This is a genomic window from Streptomyces sp. NPDC047515 (assembly GCF_040643055.1).
Taxonomy (GTDB): Bacteria; Actinomycetota; Actinomycetes; order Streptomycetales; family Streptomycetaceae; genus Streptomyces.
This window is the reverse complement of the sequence record NZ_JBEYTM010000008.1, coordinates 39,805-54,407: the sequence shown is the minus strand read 5'-3', so window position 1 is coordinate 54,407 and position 14,603 is coordinate 39,805. Positions and strand designations below refer to the sequence as shown.

Below are 14,603 nucleotides of genomic sequence, written 5' to 3'. Positions count from 1 at the left end.
TCATGTCTGCCACACCGAGCGTCAACGGCCAAATCATAGGACAGGCCCACTACGCCACCCGGGCCGTACTCGAACGACTGCTGGCCACCACCGGAACCACGTTCCACCAGTCGGTGGCGCTGAACGCCACCGCGGACCACGGCGCGGCGAAAGAGCGCGCCGGGCTCGTCGACCGTATGACCGGCACGCTGAAGATCGACGCGGAAGTCGCCGAAACGGTGCTGGCCGAACTGGCCGCCGCAGGACTGGTGGAAGAGGTCCCGGGCGACACTGCGCGTATCGCGCTCACGGCCGCGGGTCGTGAGCGGCAGGAGGCGCACAGGGCCGGAATCGCCGAGATCACGGCCCGGCTGTACGGGGATCTGCCGACCGCGGACCTGGCAGCGGCCGGCCGCGTGCTCACCGAGGTCACCGCGCGGGCGAACGCAGTCCTGGCAGGAATCTGAGACGCGCCGCCGGCGCGCGCCGGGCCCGTTGAACACACCCGGGCACGGTCATCCGGCCGGCTGGGGTGACGGCTGCGGTTCCGGCGTGGGCGGCTGCGGAATCGGATCCGGCGAGGGGCCGGGCGGAACGGGTCCGGGCGGCGGTGGCGGCGGCTCCGGAAGCGGTGACGGCGGCCCGGGCATCGGTCCGGGAGTGGGAGCCGGGGGTACGGGGTCGGGGTACGGATCGGACATCGGAGGCCTCCGAGCGGTTCGGGGTGGATCTCCTTCCACCGTCTCCCGGAGCGGCTGCCCGCGCCCGGTGAGTCCATGCGTACGGGTTCGGGATGCTCCGCCCGGCTCCTCCCGCGCCCCGTCCGGAGGATCAGCGCGCCGCAGCGACCGCAGCGGAGAGGCCCGGCCGGGGGCTGGAGAGCACCGGGATCCGGGTGGCCGTCCGGGAAACCGCGTCGGCCATCGATGCCTGGGCCAGCACGATCACATCGGCCTCCGTCACCGCGTCGGCCGCGGCCGCGATCAGGTCCAGATAGCCGTCGCGGTCACCGGCCTCGAAGCACGCCCAGGCCCCGTCGACCACAACGGTACGGACCTCGACGGACCGCTCCCCCGCCTCCTCTGCCAGCAGCGCGAGCGTCGGCGTCAGAGTGCCGGTGATCGCGGCGAGAACCACCACGCGCCCCCGTCGCGCGGCATCGGCCGCCATCGGACGGTCGACACGCAGCACGGGGACGCCGATCGCCGCCGATGCCGATTCCGCGACCGCGCCGATCGTCGAACACGTGCAGAGCACGGCGCAGGCCCCCTCGCCGACAACGCCCGCGAGCAGCGCCCGGATCTCGCCCGACACCGCTTCGGGGCCCGATTCCCTGGCCCGGAGCAGCAGACCCTCGTCCACGAGATGGCGCAGGACCAGTCCAGGATGGTCCGCGTCCCGGAGCGCGTCGAAGACGGGAACGTGGACCGGGGAGGTGTGCAGCAGCGCGAGTGTCACCGTCCGAACGGTACAGCCCCCCGGCCGCCGCGATTCAGTGCAGCTCGGGTCGGGCCATGAGCTGCCTCTTCGCCTGCTCCACCAGTTCCGCCGGCGCCTCGGGAGCCCTGTCGGGGTGGCGCTCCGCCCACTTCGCGGCGTACGGACAGAGCGGGACGACGGGCACGCCCTCGCGTCCCGCCATGGCGTAGAACTCCTGGACGAGGGCACCCGCGATGCCCTTGCCCTCGTGGCCGGGTTCGACGACGGTGTGCACGGCGACCAGCGCGGCCGGCCGGCCGTCCATCACGAAGTACGCGATGACTCCGACGGCCTTGCCGCTCTCGTAGGCGAGCAGGTTTCCGCTCGCGCGGTCGTCGCGGATGTCGAGTCCGATCCGGTCCGTCTGTTCGGCCATGGCGGGTGCTCCCTCAGCGGTCGAGCCGGGTCAGCGCGCCGAGGCGACGGCGTGCGGGCTCCGTTCGGTGGCGGTGCCGGGCACGGAGGCGTCGGCGCCGAGCCCGACAATACGGTTGCCGGCGTCGACGTGCACGACGCGCGGAGTCATCCGGCGGGCCTCGACGTCGTCGACCTGGGCGTAGCTGATCAGGATGACCAGGTCACCGGGGTGGACGAGGTGGGCGGCGGCGCCGCCCTGATCCCGCCCTGCGCGCACACCGGGGGCCCTCGTGGTCCGGATGGTGTTGGAACGCTACCTCGCCGACCTGGCCCTCGATTCGCGCTCAACGCATTCCCGCGGCCGGGACATCGGCTCGCTCAATGCTTTCTTCCACGCCGTGCGCCGCCACGGCTGGGACCAGAGCCTCCCGGCGAACGCGACGTTCTACCCCGACGACTTCCCCCGCCCCGACAAGCTGCTGCCCCGGGCTCTGGCCGAACACGTGATGGCCTAGTAGGGCTTTGTTAGGTTCTGTGGTGGGGTTCGGGGGTTGGTGCGGGTTGGCCGCATATCGAGCAGGCGCCGGTCCAGGTGGCCAGGAGGGCCTGGAGTTCGCGGAGTACCGCGTAGAGGGTCAGGCCGGCGCAGGGGCTTTTGGGTCGAGTCGGAGCAGGGTGCAGAAGGCCTGGGCGAGGGAGGCGAGAGTGACGTGGCGGTGCCAGCCGAGGTAGTTGCGGCCCTCGAAGTGGTCCAGGCCGAGACCGTCCTTGAGCTCACGGTAGTCGTGCTCAACTCGCCATCGGATCTTGGCGATTCGCACCAGCTCGCGCAGTGGGGTGTCGGCGGGCAGTGTGGAGAGCCAGTAGTCGGTCGGCTCGGCGGAGTCGGGTGGCCACTCGACGAGCAGCCAGCATTCGGGCAGCACGCCGTCGGCGTTTCGCCGGATCGATCGGTTGGCCGGGCGAACCCGCAGGGCCAGGATTGCTTCACCGCCGTGGGACTCACGGGCGGACACTTCGCGCTGGAGGCAGGCGACCAGGTACTCGGCGTGGGTCCAGGACTCCTTGCGGGCCCGCTCAGCGAGACGGTCAGCGGCATCCAGCAAGGCCGGAGCCTTCATCGCACGCGCGAGGAAGGCGAGGTCCGCTGCGGTCTGGGAGCCGGTCCTGCGGCCCGCGGCCGGCGTGGAGCCGATGGTCTCGTTGGTGGCGTTGTCGAGGACGGCGGTGGTGCGGGGCATCAGCCGGCCTCCCTGTTCTTGCCGCCTTCGATGACCGTGAACAGCCGGTCATAGGTGCCCAGTTCGCGTTGCTCGACCTCGATGAGCGGGCCCGGACTGGTCTGGGCCGTGCGGGCGGCTTTGGCGCGGGCGGCCTGCTGGTAGTGCACCTTGCCGCGCATCATCTTGCCCGCGGCGGCGTGGGCGGGGTCGGTGAGGGCCTGGTGGCGGGCCCAGCAGCGCGGGTGCTGGGCGACGATCTCGCCGCCGGGCGCGAGGACGGTGATCTCGTCGTTGTCACAGAGCACGGTGACGGTGCGTCCGATCGCGGCGGGGTGCACGGAGTAGTCGCAGGTGTCGACGCGGACATAGTGGTCGCGGCCGATCCTGGTCTGCAGCCGCCACCAGGCGGGCGGGTCGACGGGCGGCAGGGAGAGCATTCCGGCCCGGTCGGCCTCCCACCGCTCGACGGGGCGGGTCTGCAAAGTGCGGTGGACACGCCGGTTGGCCACGGTCAGCCAGGCGGTCAGCTGGGTATTGAAGTCGCCGGGGCCACTGAAGGTGCGGCCGGGAAGGAAACTCGTCTCCAGGTAGCCGTTGGCCCGCTCTACCAGCCCTTTCGCTTCTGGATCACGGGGCCGGCACAGGTGGATCTTCGTGGCGAGCAGGCCCGCGAACGCGGCGAACTCGGCCGTGAGCTTCCCGCGGCCGACCCCGGACTCGTTGTCCCAGACAAGCGTGCTGGGCACCGCACCCCAGGCCAAGAGCAGCCGCCAGTGCCCGTCGATCAGATCACCAGTCGTGCGCGAGGGCAGCATCCGCGCGGCGATCACCCGCGAATACCCGGACACCATCACCAGCACCGGCGGCCGTCCGCTCTGGCCATAGCCGAGCGGGATGTCCGCCTCGGGAAACCACAGGTCGCACTGCGCCAGCTCGCCGGGCCGATACGTCGTCCGGGAGACTGGATCCACCGGCACGTAGGCAGGCCGCAGGTCCCGCACCCGGTCCTTGAGGACCGTCATCCCGCGTTCCCACCCGATCCGCTCGGCGATCACGGTGGCCGGCATCGTCGGAGTCTCCCGCAAAAGCTCACGGATCTGGACTTCGACCGCGTCCACCACCGACCCCTGAGACGGGCGCTCGTACTTCGGCGGCCGGTCCGTGGCCAGGGCTCGCTTGACCGTGTTCTTCGAGATGCCCAGATGCCGTGCGATCGCCCGGATCGGCATCTGCTCAGCCCGGTGCAGCCTGCGGATCTCTGCCCAGTCCTCCACGAGGATCACCCTCTCCCTCCTGACCTTCCATCAAGATCAGGTTTAGGCGAAGATCACCAAGTGGGTCACTTTTGATCCGCCGTCAGAGGGTCAGGATTCAAGCGACGCCGAGAGAGGACCACACGCCGAACCACTGCTCCGCGCCCCACGCCTCGAACCGTTGCACCTCGGTGAACCCCAGCTTTGCCGCAAGGCGCATCGCGCGGTCGTTGGCGGTCTGGGTGCAGAGCGCCACCGGCTCGCCGGGAAGCGCGTCGGCGAACCAGCCGAGCGCCGCCGCGCACGCCTCGGCGGCGTACCCGCGTCCCCATGCCTCTGGCAGGAACAGGTAGCCGAGCTCGGCCTCCCCGGCATCCGGACGGACATGACTCCGACGCTCCGCGTCGCGCCGGTTGAGCTCGATGGTACCGATCACCGCTCCGTCGAGATCGACCACGAAAAGGCCGGGGCGCCGCCCGGGCACCTCAGGCAACGTGCGCCCGAGCTCATGACGCGGTCGAGGGCCACCGAGGTAGGTGCTCACCTCGGGCGATGCGAACAGCTCGATGAACGCCGCACGGTCCCGGGCCTCGGACTCGCGGAGCACGAGCCGTTCGGTCCTCATCGGGGCAGGTGGCCAGGCGACGGGTCCGGGTTCAGTCATGGCGGGCAACCTATCGCACGCCCATGAGAGTGGCCCGAAGGACAAGGCTTCGGTGTATTGACCTGCCGAGTCAACAACCCTGCGGGGCAATACACTTAGCGGTGGGAAGGCCGTCCTGCCCGACGACCGCGACCTTTCCGCGCGACCTCGTAGCCTGTCGTTCGGACCCGTCAGGGGGTGACGTAGTCGCCCCAGCCGAAAGTGGCAACGTAGGCGCGCCGGAGGGCATGCCTGCCACGACCACCGCGGAGGCGAATGACTGCCGACGCGAGGACAAACCAGGCGGTGAAGCCCCCGGAAACGGTCAGGGCCCGGCAAGGGTCTGAGAAACCGGCGAGGACGACCAGGGCGGTGATCACCACGAGCAGTCCGATGTGGGCCCCGCCGACGTCTGCGCGCAGTGCTTGCCGAGTGGCCTGATGGTCAGCACGGATATCTTGCATGTACTGGTCCGATGATGCTCCGGCGTCGTTGTCGGACTTACTGCCATGTGTCATGAATCCACCCGTCGAGCTCGTATCAGCCCACGCCCCGAGCAGATTACGTCGCTTGCCACCGGTGTCGGCATGGCTTCCTCGCCGGGGTTTGGTGCCATTTTCTGATGGGCGGGGCAGCTGTGTGTCTCGCCGGTGGCAAGGACCCGGCCGACGTCATGCCGGGTGGCCGGTCGGCGGTTCTTCGAACCTTGCAGTTGACCGGGACCTGGGCGGGAAGGCTGTGGTGCACCGGCTGGGGAGCCGGCCTTCGCACGCAGGTTCCTGAACCTCTTCGGCACGCCGTGGCGCGGCGTCAGATCTGGTGGCGGGTGGGGTCGAATCCACGCTGCAGGCAGACGGTGGTCTCACACGTCAGAGCGCGGACAGGGGTGCAGGCGGTGGGCAGGTGCGGGACGAGAAGGATGCCCCACTGTTCGGGAGAGTGGGCTGACGACGTCCCCATGCGTGTCACTGTTCTCAGTAATCCGCTACGAGCGCTCTCCGTTCGCACCTGTGCAGCCCGGTCCGAATCGGGGCTCCGCGCAACCGTTCGTTTGCGCTGGTCCCGTTGTTCCGGAGGGGTTTCAGCCCGGTCACTGGCCCACCGTTTTCATGGCGCTGGGCCCAGACTCTGTCGAGACGGCGGTCGGTGTGAATCAGCTGCCTTCGAGCCGTGGTGGATAGCCGTGCTCGGCTGCGCTGGTGATTGCTTCGGAGGAAGTGCGTTGGATGGCGATCATGGCGGCGTCGTCGGCCAGGTCTCCGCCGACATGGGCGAGCAGGTCGGTGCGCAGGTAGTGGACCAGCGCGGAGGGGCTGTGGTGGGCCAGCGCGGACGGACTGTGGTCGGTCCAGGAGGCGGCGCGTTCGGCCAGCGGGTAGAACACGCCCAGGGGGTCCCGGGCCTCGATCACTCCGTCGGTATGCAGCAGGAGCAGGTCTTCGGGCTCAAGCGTGAAGGTGTCTTCGTGGTAGGCGGCGGCGGTCAGTTCGCCCAGGCCCAGCGGTGGCGCGGGGTTGGTGGCGTGCAGCGTGGTGACCCGTCGGCCACGCAGCAGCAGGGGCGGCGGGTGTCCGCAGGTGACCATGTGGATGTGCGGCAGCGTGTCGGGGATGTCGAGGATCGCGGCGGTGATGAAACACTCCCCGGCCTTCTCCGTCTCGGTGGGGTCGACCAGGTTCCAGCACACGCTTTGATCCAGGTAGGCCGCGAGGTCGGACAGCGTGGCCTGGCGGTGCGAGGCCTCCCGGAAGGCGCCCAGCAGCAGGGCGGCGTCGCTGATCGCGGTCAGGCCCTTGCCCATCACGTCGCCGATGATCAGCCGAGTGCCCATGCAGGTGCGGGCTGCCGCGTACAGGTCACCACCGATCAGTGCCTGCTCCTGCGCCGCCAGATACATCGACGCCACCCGCAGCGGGCCGATCCTGCGTGGCAGCGGCCGCAGCACCACCCGCTGCGTGGCCTCCGACACCATCCGTACCAGTGCCAGCTCACGGGCATGCCGCTCCTGCAGATAGCGGAAGACCGTCACGATCACCGAAACCGCCACCAGGGCGATGAGCTGCGAGTCGAAGTCCAACGTGCCGAGCAGGTGGGCGTCCAGACCGATGACGAGCATGCCGACCACCACAACGGCAGCGACCGCCCCGGTGACGCGGGTCGAGGCGAAGGACGCGGTGAGTGCGGGCGCCACGATCAGCAACGACGGCCCCAGCGGCAAGCCGATCGACACTACGTCCACCAGCACGATGACCACGATCAGGCTGAGCGGAAGCACCAGCAGGGCATAGCTGGCCTGCCGCGAGCGATGACGGAGCGAAAACCGCTCCCAGACGCGCATATTCCATGCTTACACCCGTCGCGGCAACCCCGCAGGTGCAGGAGCACGCACGCCCGTCACAGCCTTTCCGCCGCTGCCCGCCGGGTTGTGCCTCGGGCTGCCGTGGACAGCGATCAGAAGGGACGCCTCCGTGAGTGCGCAGCCGGGACGGCGGAGGATCCGGCCGGTGATCGTACAGGGCGAAAGCGGCCGTGCGGTGCCCCGGCGGGACCTGCGGTTCAGCGCGTGTCCTCGTAGCGGGCGAGCTGAGCATTGATCGTCTCGTCGAGCTCTGCCATGGTCCGACGGAAGGCAAGTTCAAGATCCACGTTGTGGCGATGGGCCAGGATCAACACCGACCACAGGCAGTCCGCGAGCTCATGCTCCAGAGCTGTTCGACCGCCAGGGACGTCTCGTGCTCCTTCCTCAGCCATGACAAGTTTGGCCAGGTCGCCGACGTCTCCCATGAAGCCCAGCATGAACTCGTTGCGGGTCCAGACCCGTCCGCGTTCACGACGGTTCAACCGGTCGTAGAGATCATGAATCCGGATCGCCCGGCTCTTCAGCTCGCCAAGTTCCACAGGCCGTCCCTCCCGACTCCACGCGCGATGCAGATCCGACTCTCTGGTCAGGGCACCGATCATTACCACTACCACACCCCTACCTGGACAGTCGGCACAGCCGGCGAGATCGGTCGACCGGCGGCAGACACCCGGAGTCGCATCGACTGCTGCGCTCTCGCGATGCTGGACAAGGCGGTCGGCCAAAGACTGAGGGCTGTGCGGAAACAGATCCGGCTGGAGGCTTCCGGCCGCTTCGCGGGCGCGGAGAAGAACCGGGAGATTGCTGCTGCGCTGCGAGTGCGCGAACGGTCGGTGGAACGCCGGCGGCGTCAGTGGCAGGAGCGTGGCAAGGCCGGTTTCCAGTCGAGGAGTTCTCCTGGGCGCGCATGCCGATCGAGCCGCGTGCGGCCGGCCTGCTGGAGAGGGACGACGCCGCGATCGACGCCTCGCATGTCGGGCAAAGACGCGGACGGACACGGACTCGGACGGGCCGACCGCAGTCCGGGCGGTTGCCGAACAGCCCGTGGATCCCGCGAGCAGTCCACCGGTGCCGGGCGGCAGTGCACGTGAGCCGGGTGGCTGTCGGATGCGATGCCCCGTTCCCGTTCGGAGTCCTCATCCGCAGGGATGCGGACCCGTATGGATTTCGATGGTCAGGCATGAATAGCTTCATCATCTTCCATTCACCCGGGCGCGACTGCCAGCATCGGCGCACCGCCACCCCGTTAGGGAGAAATCCGATGAATCGTCCCCGTTCTCTGCGCTGTCTGGCAGCCCTGGCCGTGGTGGCTCTCGCGGCCACTGCGTGTGGACGCTCCGGCCAGGGCGACGCCCCGGCCGGCAGTTCCTCGCAGGCCGCCGCCGGCCGGACCGCAGCCGAGCTGCTCCCCGCGCAGTACCGGCAGAAGGGTGTGCTGCGGGTGGCCACCGCGGTGGGATATCCACCGATGGAGATGTACGAGGCCGGGACCACCCGGCTCACAGGTGTCGACCCCGACCTGGCCGAGGCCGTCGCCGAGCGGCTGAAGCTGAAGCTCGAACTCACCAACGCCGCCTTCGACGGGTTGATCCCCGGTCTGGAGTCGGGCCGCTTCGATCTGGTCATGTCGTCCATGACAGACAGTGCCCAGCGGCGCCAGGCGGTCGACTTCGTCGACTACTTCCGTACCGGTGGCGTCATCATGACGAAGAAGGGCAACCCGCAGGGCATCAAGTCCCTCACGGACCTGTGCGGAAAGACCGTCGTCCTCGCCAAGGGCAGCTCGAACCTCCACATCGGCGAGGAACAAAACGCCAAGTGCAAGCAGAAGATGCGGATCTCGCAGAGCGAAGACGCGCCGACCGGGCTGCTGCAACTGGACAGCGGACGCGCGGTCGCGACCATCGTCGACTATCCCGTCGCCAGGATGTTCACGAAGAAGAGCAGCGCGTACGAGGTTCTGCCGACGCAGTACGGCACCGCCCCCTGGGGCATCGCGGTCGCGAAGAGCCAGGGCGGACTGCGCGACGCCGTCAGCAAGGCCCTGCAGGAACTGATCGACAACGGCGGCTACCGGAAGATCCTCGACACCTGGGAAGTCGGCGACAGTGCCGTGCCCGAAGCCACCGTCAACGACGGGCAGTGAGTGCGGACATGACCGACCGGAAAATGCCCGGTGCCGCCGTCGTGAGTGCGGCAGCGGCAGCCACCACCTCCGATACGCCACCGGGGGACGACCTCTCCGTCCAGGTGACCCGGCGCCCCCGTCCCGGACGCTGGCTGGCGGTCCTCGCCTCCGCACTGTTCGCGGTGTGGCTCGCCTACACCGTCATCGTCAATCCCAACCTGCACTGGGACATCGTCGCCAAGTACCAGTTCGACGGCGTGATCCTCAAGGGCCTCGGGGTGACCATTCAGCTCACGCTCGTCTCGATGGCTCTCGGCATCGTCATCGGGGTACTCGTCGCGGTGATGCAACTCTCCGACAGTCCGGTCCTGCGTCTCACCGCCGGTGCCTACACCTGGTTCTTCCGGGGCACCCCGCTGCTGGTCCAGCTCATCTTCTGGTTCAACCTGGCCCTGTTGTTCCCGGTGATCAGCATCGGTGTCCCGTTCGACGGCCCGAAACTCATCAGCTGGCAGTCCAACCAGGTGATCACCGGCTTCGTGGCGGCCCTGCTCGGCCTCTCCATCAACGAGGGGGCCTACATGGCCGAGATCGTTCGGGCGGGCATGCAGAGCGTGGACCCCGGCCAGCGCGAGGCGGGTGCGTCCATCGGCATGTCGAACCGTCAGATCCTGTCCCGGATCATCCTTCCGCAGGCGATGAGGGTCATCATTCCGCCGTTCGGAAACCAGTTCATCTCCATGCTCAAGACGACCTCGCTGGTCTCTGTCATCGCGGGTGCCGACCTGATGACCGTCTCCCAGCACCTCTACCTCGCCAATTTCGAGGTGGTGGCGCTGCTGCTGGTGGCTTCCCTCTGGTACCTGGTGCTCACCACGATCGCCAGCATCGGCCAGCATGCCGTCGAACGCCGCTACAGCCCGGGAGCCGCCCGGCCGCTACGGCGCAGGGTCCTGACGAATCTTGTACCCGGGCGTGACAGAAAGGAGGCGGCGGCATGAACGAGGCGATCCTCAGGGCCCGTGGGGTCCGTAAGCATTTCGGTGACACCGAGGTACTGAAGGGCATCGATCTCGATGTCCGCAGCGGTGAGGTGCTGTGCGTCATAGGTCCTTCCGGGTCCGGGAAGTCGACGCTGCTGCGCTGCTTCAATCACCTTGAGCGGATCGACGCGGGGCGGGTGTGGATGGACGGCGAGCTGATCGGCTACGAGCAGCACGGCCCGTCCGGGCGTGGCCTGCGCGAGCGGCGCCCCCGTGACATCCGACGTCAGCGCGAGCGGATCGGCATGGTGTTCCAGCGGTTCCACCTGTTCCCGCACCGCACGGCAGTGCAGAACGTGATGGAGGGGCCCGTCGCCGTCAAGGGTCTTTCCCGTGCGCAGGCCGAGAAGCAGGCCCGGGAGCTGCTGGACCAAGTCGGTCTTGCGGACCGGGCGAACCACTACCCGGGGCAGCTGTCCGGCGGGCAGCAGCAGCGTGTGGCGATCGCCCGTGCATTGGCCATGGAGCCGGCACTCATGCTCTTCGACGAGCCCACCTCCGCTCTCGATCCCGAGCTCGTCGGCGAGGTCCTGGGCGTCATGCGCGACCTGGCCCGCAGCGGTATGACGATGGTCGTGGTCACCCACGAGATGGGCTTCGCCCGCGAGGTCGCCGACCGTGTCGTGTTCATGGACCAGGGTGCCGTCGTCGAAGCCGGGAGCCCGGAGCTGCTGTTCACCGACCCGCGGCACGAACGCACGCGGGCCTTCCTCTCGACGGTGCTGTGATGGGCCGGCCTGTGGATCTGCTGCTGCGCGGCGGCACACTGGTCGACGGAACCGGCGCGCCCGCCAGGGAGGCGGACATCGCGATGGTGGACGGGCGGGTCGCCGTGCTTCCCGCCGGCACCCCGGCCGCGGCGACCGAGACGCTGAATGTGACGGGCCAGGTCATCACGCCCGGCTTCATCGATGTGCACACGCACTCCGACGCCCTCGCGGCACCCCACGGCGCCGACCGCACCGCGGAGCCGGTCGACGACCTTCGCCTCGCACCACTGCTCCAGGGCGTCACCACTGAGATCTGCGGCAATTGCGGGACGAGCCTGTTCCCTTCGCTGCCGGAACGGCTGCCTTCACTCACCGAGCATCTCAGGGTGACCTTCGGGCTCGGGCCTGTCCGGCCCGCAGTGGACTTCGAGTCGTTCGCCGCCGGGCAGGATCCTGCCCTGCGCCACACCCACATCGCCTCGCTCGTCGGCCATGGCACGCTGCGCGCCGGGGTGATGGGCTTCGAGGCCCGCCCGCCCCGGCCCGACGAGCTGGACACCATGTGCGCGCTGCTCGACCTGGCGCTGGGCCAGGGTGCGGCCGGCCTGTCCACCGGGCTGATCTATCCGCCCGGCACCTACGCCGACACCGAGGAGATCGTCGCGCTGGCCACAGTGGCCGCGCGCCACGGCAAGCCCTACGTCACCCATCTGCGCGACGAGATGTCACAGGTGGAGACCGCCCTGGAGGAAGCCCTGGAGATCGCGGTGCGCTCCGGCGCCCCGCTGCAGATCTCCCACCACAAGACCGCGGGCCGATACGCCTGGGGCGCCACGCTTCGCACCCTTCCCCGGCTGGAACAGGCCCGAGCCGAAGGGCTGGACGTGCTGTGCGACGTCTACCCGTACACCGCGGGCAGCACCGTCCTGCACGCCATGCTGCCACCATGGACGAGCGAGGGCGGCGTCGGCGCCCTGCTGGAACGGCTGCGCCGGGCCGATACCCGCGACCGGATCCGTACGGACATCGCTCGCGGCGTCAACGGGTGGGAGAACACCGTGGGCAACGGTGGCTGGGACCTCATCACCGTGGCCGCCGCGCAGGCGCACCCGGAGGCCGAGGGCCGCAGCATCGCCGACCTCGCCGCCGGGCGCGGCGTCCACCCGGTCGACTACGCATGCGACCTGCTGCTGGCCGAGCAGGGCGAGGTGACCATCATCAGCCACTCCATGCGCGAGGACGACGTGCGGCGGGTGCTCGCCAGCCCGCTGTCGATGATCGGCTCGGACGGCGTCCCCAAACCCGGCCGCCCGCACCCTCGTTGGGCGGGAAGCTTCGCCCGCGTACTCGGCCATTACGGCCGCGATCAGCAGCTGCTCCGGCTGGAGGAGGCGGTGCACAAGATGACCGGTCTGCCGGCCCGGCGGTTCGGGCTCACCGGCCGCGGTGTGGTCCGCGACGGCGCCCTCGCCGATCTGGTCGTCCTCGACCCGGCGTCGGTACGTGACACCGCCACGTTCGACCGACCGCTGCTGGCGCCCGAAGGCATCGATACCGTAGTGGTGGCGGGACGGGTCGCGGTGAGGGGCGGTTGCGCGACCGCGGCGCGAGCGGGGGAAGTGGTGAGGATCCGATGAGTCTGGCCCAAGTGGCCGCGGCGGCGCGGCGTTCGGCCGCGCTGCCGCTCACCCTGGCCGTCGCCGCCGTCGACATCGACGGCGGCGAGACGGCGGGGGCCGACGAGTGCACCGTGCTGCCGGTCGCGTCCACCTCGAAGCTGCTGCTGCTCGCCGAGGTGTCGCGCCGGCTGGACACCGGTGAGCTGCTCGCCGACCGGCCGGTCGAGGTCCTCGACGAGGACCTGGCGGACGGGACCGGGCTGCTGCGCCGGATGAGCAGGCGCGGCTGGACCGTCGAGGATCTGGCCTGGCTGACCGCTTCGGTCAGCGACAACACCGCCACCAACGCGCTGCTCCGCCTGGTGGGCCGCGAGTCCACGGCCCGGCTGGCGAAGGAGCTCGGGCTCGACCGCCTCACACTGCACGACAAGGTCCGTGACATCCGGGGCCCTGATGTGCCGCCCGTCTTCGCCACCGGCACCGCACAGGGCCTGGCACGGCTGGTGACTCATGCGGTGCGCGGCACGCTGAGCTCCCCGGCAGCCTCCGCGCGGCTCCTGCAGTGGATGCGCGCCAACACCGACCACGGACTGGTCCCCGCCCTGGTGGACCACGACCCGTACGCCCCCGGCTTCCCCGATCCCCTGCCCGACGGGCTTCTGGTGGCCAACAAGACCGGCACCGATGCCGGGGTCCGCGCCGATGCCGGAGTCATCGTCGGTGTGCGCCGGCTGGCGTACGCGGTGGTGGCGCACTGGGACCCGGTGCTGGGGCCCAGCACGGAGCGGGCCGCGGTGCACGCCATTCGGGACGTCGGCCGCACCCTCGCGGCGTGTGCCCGGCGCCACGCAGGCGAATGAGAGCGGTGCGCCCCGCTGGTCAGGACCACTGCATATCCAACAGCGACCGGATCTCCTCGGCCGCCGACCGCAGCTCCGCGAGGAAGATCCGCAGCAGCGGATTGCGGTTGGTGGGCCGGGTGGCGACCCCGATCCGCCGATGCAGTCGGGGATGGTCCAGGCGGCAGACGTGCACACCCGTGGTGTCGCCGAGCCCGAGGGCCGGGACGAGCGCTATACCCATGCCCGCGCGGGCCAGGTTGATCGTGACCTGGTAATGATCGCTGCGGCAGCGGACCCGCGGCCGGAACCCCTCGGCCGCACATGCGCGTTCCAGGACCGGTTCGCCGGTGTGGCCGCCGTGCGTACCGATCCAGCTCTCCCCCTCCAGGGCGGCGAGCCGGACCGCGGTGCGCCGCCCGAGACGGTGCCGCAAAGGAAGGACCACCAGCTGCGGCTCGTCGAAGAACATCTCCACCTCCACGGCCGCATGCCGGCACCAGGGATCCAGCGGATGTTCGAAGACGACCGCCGCATCCAGCCGGCCCGCCTCCAGATCAGGCACCAGCTCGTGCGGTTGCCCCAGGATCAGCTCCAGCTCGACCTGGGGCCGCTCGGCCGCGAAGACCGCCAGCGCCCGAGGAAGCAGCTCCAGGCCCGATGAAGCGAAGAAGCCCAGCCGCAGTACCCCGGCGTCACCCTTGGAGTGCGCCCGCAGATCGTCCTGCGCGACGGCCATCAGGTCAGCGACGGCCTGAGCATGCTCGGCCAGTCGCACACCGGCCGCCGTCAGCCGCAGGCTCTGCGGCTGGCGTTCCACCAACGCCACCGCGAGCTCCTGCTCCAGCCGCGCGAGTTGATGAGAGACGGCGGACGGGCTCAGATGCAGCGCCTGGGCCGCGGCCACGATGGTGCCCGTGCGGGCTATTTCCAGCAGGACGAGCAGTCGAGCACTGTTCAGCATCGGGTCA

General features: G+C 69.6%; 16 protein-coding genes and 3 pseudogenes. 7 read left to right on the top strand and 12 right to left on the bottom strand.

Annotation, left to right across the window (positions count from 1 at the left end):
• The first annotated feature begins 2 nt into the window (after window positions 1-2).
• Window positions 3-446, top strand: coding sequence for a hypothetical protein (locus ABZ826_RS09135; protein ID WP_361444539.1), 444 nt, complete (start codon window positions 3-5; stop codon window positions 444-446).
• A 364-nt stretch (window positions 447-810) separates the two neighbouring features.
• On the opposite strand, the gene ABZ826_RS09130 is transcribed toward ABZ826_RS09135, so the two are convergent.
• The 3 genes and pseudogenes from ABZ826_RS09130 to ABZ826_RS09120 all read right to left on the bottom strand — a co-directional run.
• A complete protein-coding gene (locus tag ABZ826_RS09130) occupies window positions 811-1,437 on the bottom strand; it encodes an aspartate/glutamate racemase family protein (RefSeq protein ID WP_361444536.1) in 627 nt (208 codons plus the stop codon).
• A 34-nt stretch (window positions 1,438-1,471) separates the two neighbouring features.
• Window positions 1,472-1,834, bottom strand: coding sequence for a GNAT family N-acetyltransferase (locus ABZ826_RS09125; RefSeq protein WP_361444533.1), 363 nt, complete (start codon window positions 1,832-1,834; stop codon window positions 1,472-1,474).
• A 30-nt stretch (window positions 1,835-1,864) separates the two neighbouring features.
• Window positions 1,865-2,068: pseudogene (locus ABZ826_RS09120) on the bottom strand (aspartate 1-decarboxylase); the annotation flags it as partial.
• 46 nt (window positions 2,069-2,114) lie between these two features.
• Here ABZ826_RS09120 and ABZ826_RS09115 point away from each other — a divergent pair.
• Window positions 2,115-2,330 (top strand): hypothetical protein, encoded by a 216-nt coding sequence (locus tag ABZ826_RS09115; protein ID WP_361444530.1) that lies wholly within the window; start codon window positions 2,115-2,117, stop codon window positions 2,328-2,330.
• Window positions 2,331-2,450: 120 nt separating this feature from the next.
• On the opposite strand, the pseudogene ABZ826_RS09110 reads toward ABZ826_RS09115, so the two are convergent.
• From ABZ826_RS09110 to ABZ826_RS09075, 8 genes and pseudogenes are all read right to left on the bottom strand, one after another.
• A pseudogene (locus ABZ826_RS09110) lies at window positions 2,451-2,792 on the bottom strand (transposase); the annotation flags it as partial.
• A gap of 263 nt (window positions 2,793-3,055) precedes the next feature.
• Window positions 3,056-4,321: an IS21 family transposase gene (gene istA / locus ABZ826_RS09105; protein WP_361444527.1), complete on the bottom strand. Its 1,266-nt coding sequence runs from the start codon at window positions 4,319-4,321 to the stop codon at window positions 3,056-3,058.
• Between the two features lie 88 nt (window positions 4,322-4,409).
• Window positions 4,410-4,955, bottom strand: a complete 546-nt coding sequence (locus ABZ826_RS09100) for a GNAT family N-acetyltransferase (protein WP_361444524.1) — start codon at window positions 4,953-4,955, stop codon at window positions 4,410-4,412.
• Between the two features lie 170 nt (window positions 4,956-5,125).
• Entirely contained in the window at window positions 5,126-5,452 is a 327-nt protein-coding gene (locus tag ABZ826_RS09095) for a hypothetical protein (protein WP_361444521.1), read from the bottom strand.
• Window positions 5,449-5,748: pseudogene (locus ABZ826_RS09090) on the bottom strand (hypothetical protein); the annotation flags it as partial. The gene ABZ826_RS09095 and the pseudogene ABZ826_RS09090, both read right to left, overlap by 4 nt.
• Entirely contained in the window at window positions 5,745-5,894 is a 150-nt protein-coding gene (locus tag ABZ826_RS09085) for a hypothetical protein (protein WP_361444518.1), read from the bottom strand. The pseudogene ABZ826_RS09090 and the gene ABZ826_RS09085, both read right to left, overlap by 4 nt.
• 193 nt (window positions 5,895-6,087) lie before the next feature.
• A complete protein-coding gene (locus tag ABZ826_RS09080; RefSeq protein WP_361444515.1) occupies window positions 6,088-7,272 on the bottom strand; it encodes a PP2C family protein-serine/threonine phosphatase in 1,185 nt (394 codons plus the stop codon).
• Window positions 7,273-7,490: 218 nt separating this feature from the next.
• Window positions 7,491-7,832 (bottom strand): nucleotide pyrophosphohydrolase, encoded by a 342-nt coding sequence (locus ABZ826_RS09075; protein ID WP_361444512.1) that lies wholly within the window; start codon window positions 7,830-7,832, stop codon window positions 7,491-7,493.
• A 722-nt stretch (window positions 7,833-8,554) separates the two neighbouring features.
• Here ABZ826_RS09075 and ABZ826_RS09070 point away from each other — a divergent pair.
• From ABZ826_RS09070 to ABZ826_RS09050, 5 genes are read left to right on the top strand one after another with little or no spacing between them, the layout of a single operon-like run.
• On the top strand, window positions 8,555-9,439 hold the full coding sequence (locus tag ABZ826_RS09070; RefSeq protein WP_361444509.1) for an ABC transporter substrate-binding protein: 885 nt from the start codon (window positions 8,555-8,557) through the stop codon (window positions 9,437-9,439).
• Window positions 9,440-9,447: 8 nt separating this feature from the next.
• Complete coding sequence (locus tag ABZ826_RS09065; RefSeq protein ID WP_361444506.1) at window positions 9,448-10,422, top strand: amino acid ABC transporter permease; 975 nt, start codon at window positions 9,448-9,450, stop codon at window positions 10,420-10,422.
• Window positions 10,419-11,192, top strand: coding sequence for an amino acid ABC transporter ATP-binding protein (locus ABZ826_RS09060; protein ID WP_361444503.1), 774 nt, complete (start codon window positions 10,419-10,421; stop codon window positions 11,190-11,192). Before ABZ826_RS09065 ends, ABZ826_RS09060 begins: the two co-directional genes overlap by 4 nt.
• Window positions 11,192-12,811: a D-aminoacylase gene (locus ABZ826_RS09055; RefSeq protein WP_361444499.1), complete on the top strand. Its 1,620-nt coding sequence runs from the start codon at window positions 11,192-11,194 to the stop codon at window positions 12,809-12,811. The genes ABZ826_RS09060 and ABZ826_RS09055 overlap by 1 nt, the downstream gene beginning before the upstream one ends.
• Window positions 12,808-13,653, top strand: coding sequence for a serine hydrolase (locus tag ABZ826_RS09050; RefSeq protein ID WP_361444496.1), 846 nt, complete (start codon window positions 12,808-12,810; stop codon window positions 13,651-13,653). The genes ABZ826_RS09055 and ABZ826_RS09050 overlap by 4 nt, the downstream gene beginning before the upstream one ends.
• Before the next feature lie 19 nt (window positions 13,654-13,672).
• Here ABZ826_RS09050 and ABZ826_RS09045 read toward each other — a convergent pair whose 3' ends face one another.
• Window positions 13,673-14,596 carry a LysR family transcriptional regulator gene (locus tag ABZ826_RS09045; protein WP_361444493.1) on the bottom strand — a complete coding sequence of 308 codons (924 nt, stop codon included), beginning with the start codon at window positions 14,594-14,596 and terminating at the stop codon, window positions 13,673-13,675.
• Window positions 14,597-14,603: the final 7 nt, after the last annotated feature.

Bases quoted from the DNA above. Each gene is read 5' to 3' on its own strand.
- ABZ826_RS09135 (WP_361444539.1), top strand. From the start codon at position 3: ATGTCTGCCACACCGAGCGTCAACGGCCAAATCATAGGACAGGCCCAC.
- ABZ826_RS09125 (WP_361444533.1), bottom strand. From the start codon at position 1,834: ATGGCCGAACAGACGGACCGGATCGGACTCGACATCCGCGACGACCGC.
- ABZ826_RS09115 (WP_361444530.1), top strand. From the start codon at position 2,115: ATGGTGTTGGAACGCTACCTCGCCGACCTGGCCCTCGATTCGCGCTCA.
- ABZ826_RS09100 (WP_361444524.1), bottom strand. From the start codon at position 4,955: ATGACTGAACCCGGACCCGTCGCCTGGCCACCTGCCCCGATGAGGACC.
- ABZ826_RS09095 (WP_361444521.1), bottom strand. From the start codon at position 5,452: ATGACACATGGCAGTAAGTCCGACAACGACGCCGGAGCATCATCGGAC.
- ABZ826_RS09085 (WP_361444518.1), bottom strand. From the start codon at position 5,894: ATGGGGACGTCGTCAGCCCACTCTCCCGAACAGTGGGGCATCCTTCTC.
- ABZ826_RS09080 (WP_361444515.1), bottom strand. From the start codon at position 7,272: ATGCGCGTCTGGGAGCGGTTTTCGCTCCGTCATCGCTCGCGGCAGGCC.
- ABZ826_RS09070 (WP_361444509.1), top strand. From the start codon at position 8,555: ATGAATCGTCCCCGTTCTCTGCGCTGTCTGGCAGCCCTGGCCGTGGTG.
- ABZ826_RS09065 (WP_361444506.1), top strand. From the start codon at position 9,448: ATGACCGACCGGAAAATGCCCGGTGCCGCCGTCGTGAGTGCGGCAGCG.
- ABZ826_RS09060 (WP_361444503.1), top strand. From the start codon at position 10,419: ATGAACGAGGCGATCCTCAGGGCCCGTGGGGTCCGTAAGCATTTCGGT.
- ABZ826_RS09055 (WP_361444499.1), top strand. From the start codon at position 11,192: ATGGGCCGGCCTGTGGATCTGCTGCTGCGCGGCGGCACACTGGTCGAC.
- ABZ826_RS09050 (WP_361444496.1), top strand. From the start codon at position 12,808: ATGAGTCTGGCCCAAGTGGCCGCGGCGGCGCGGCGTTCGGCCGCGCTG.
- ABZ826_RS09045 (WP_361444493.1), bottom strand. From the start codon at position 14,596: ATGCTGAACAGTGCTCGACTGCTCGTCCTGCTGGAAATAGCCCGCACG.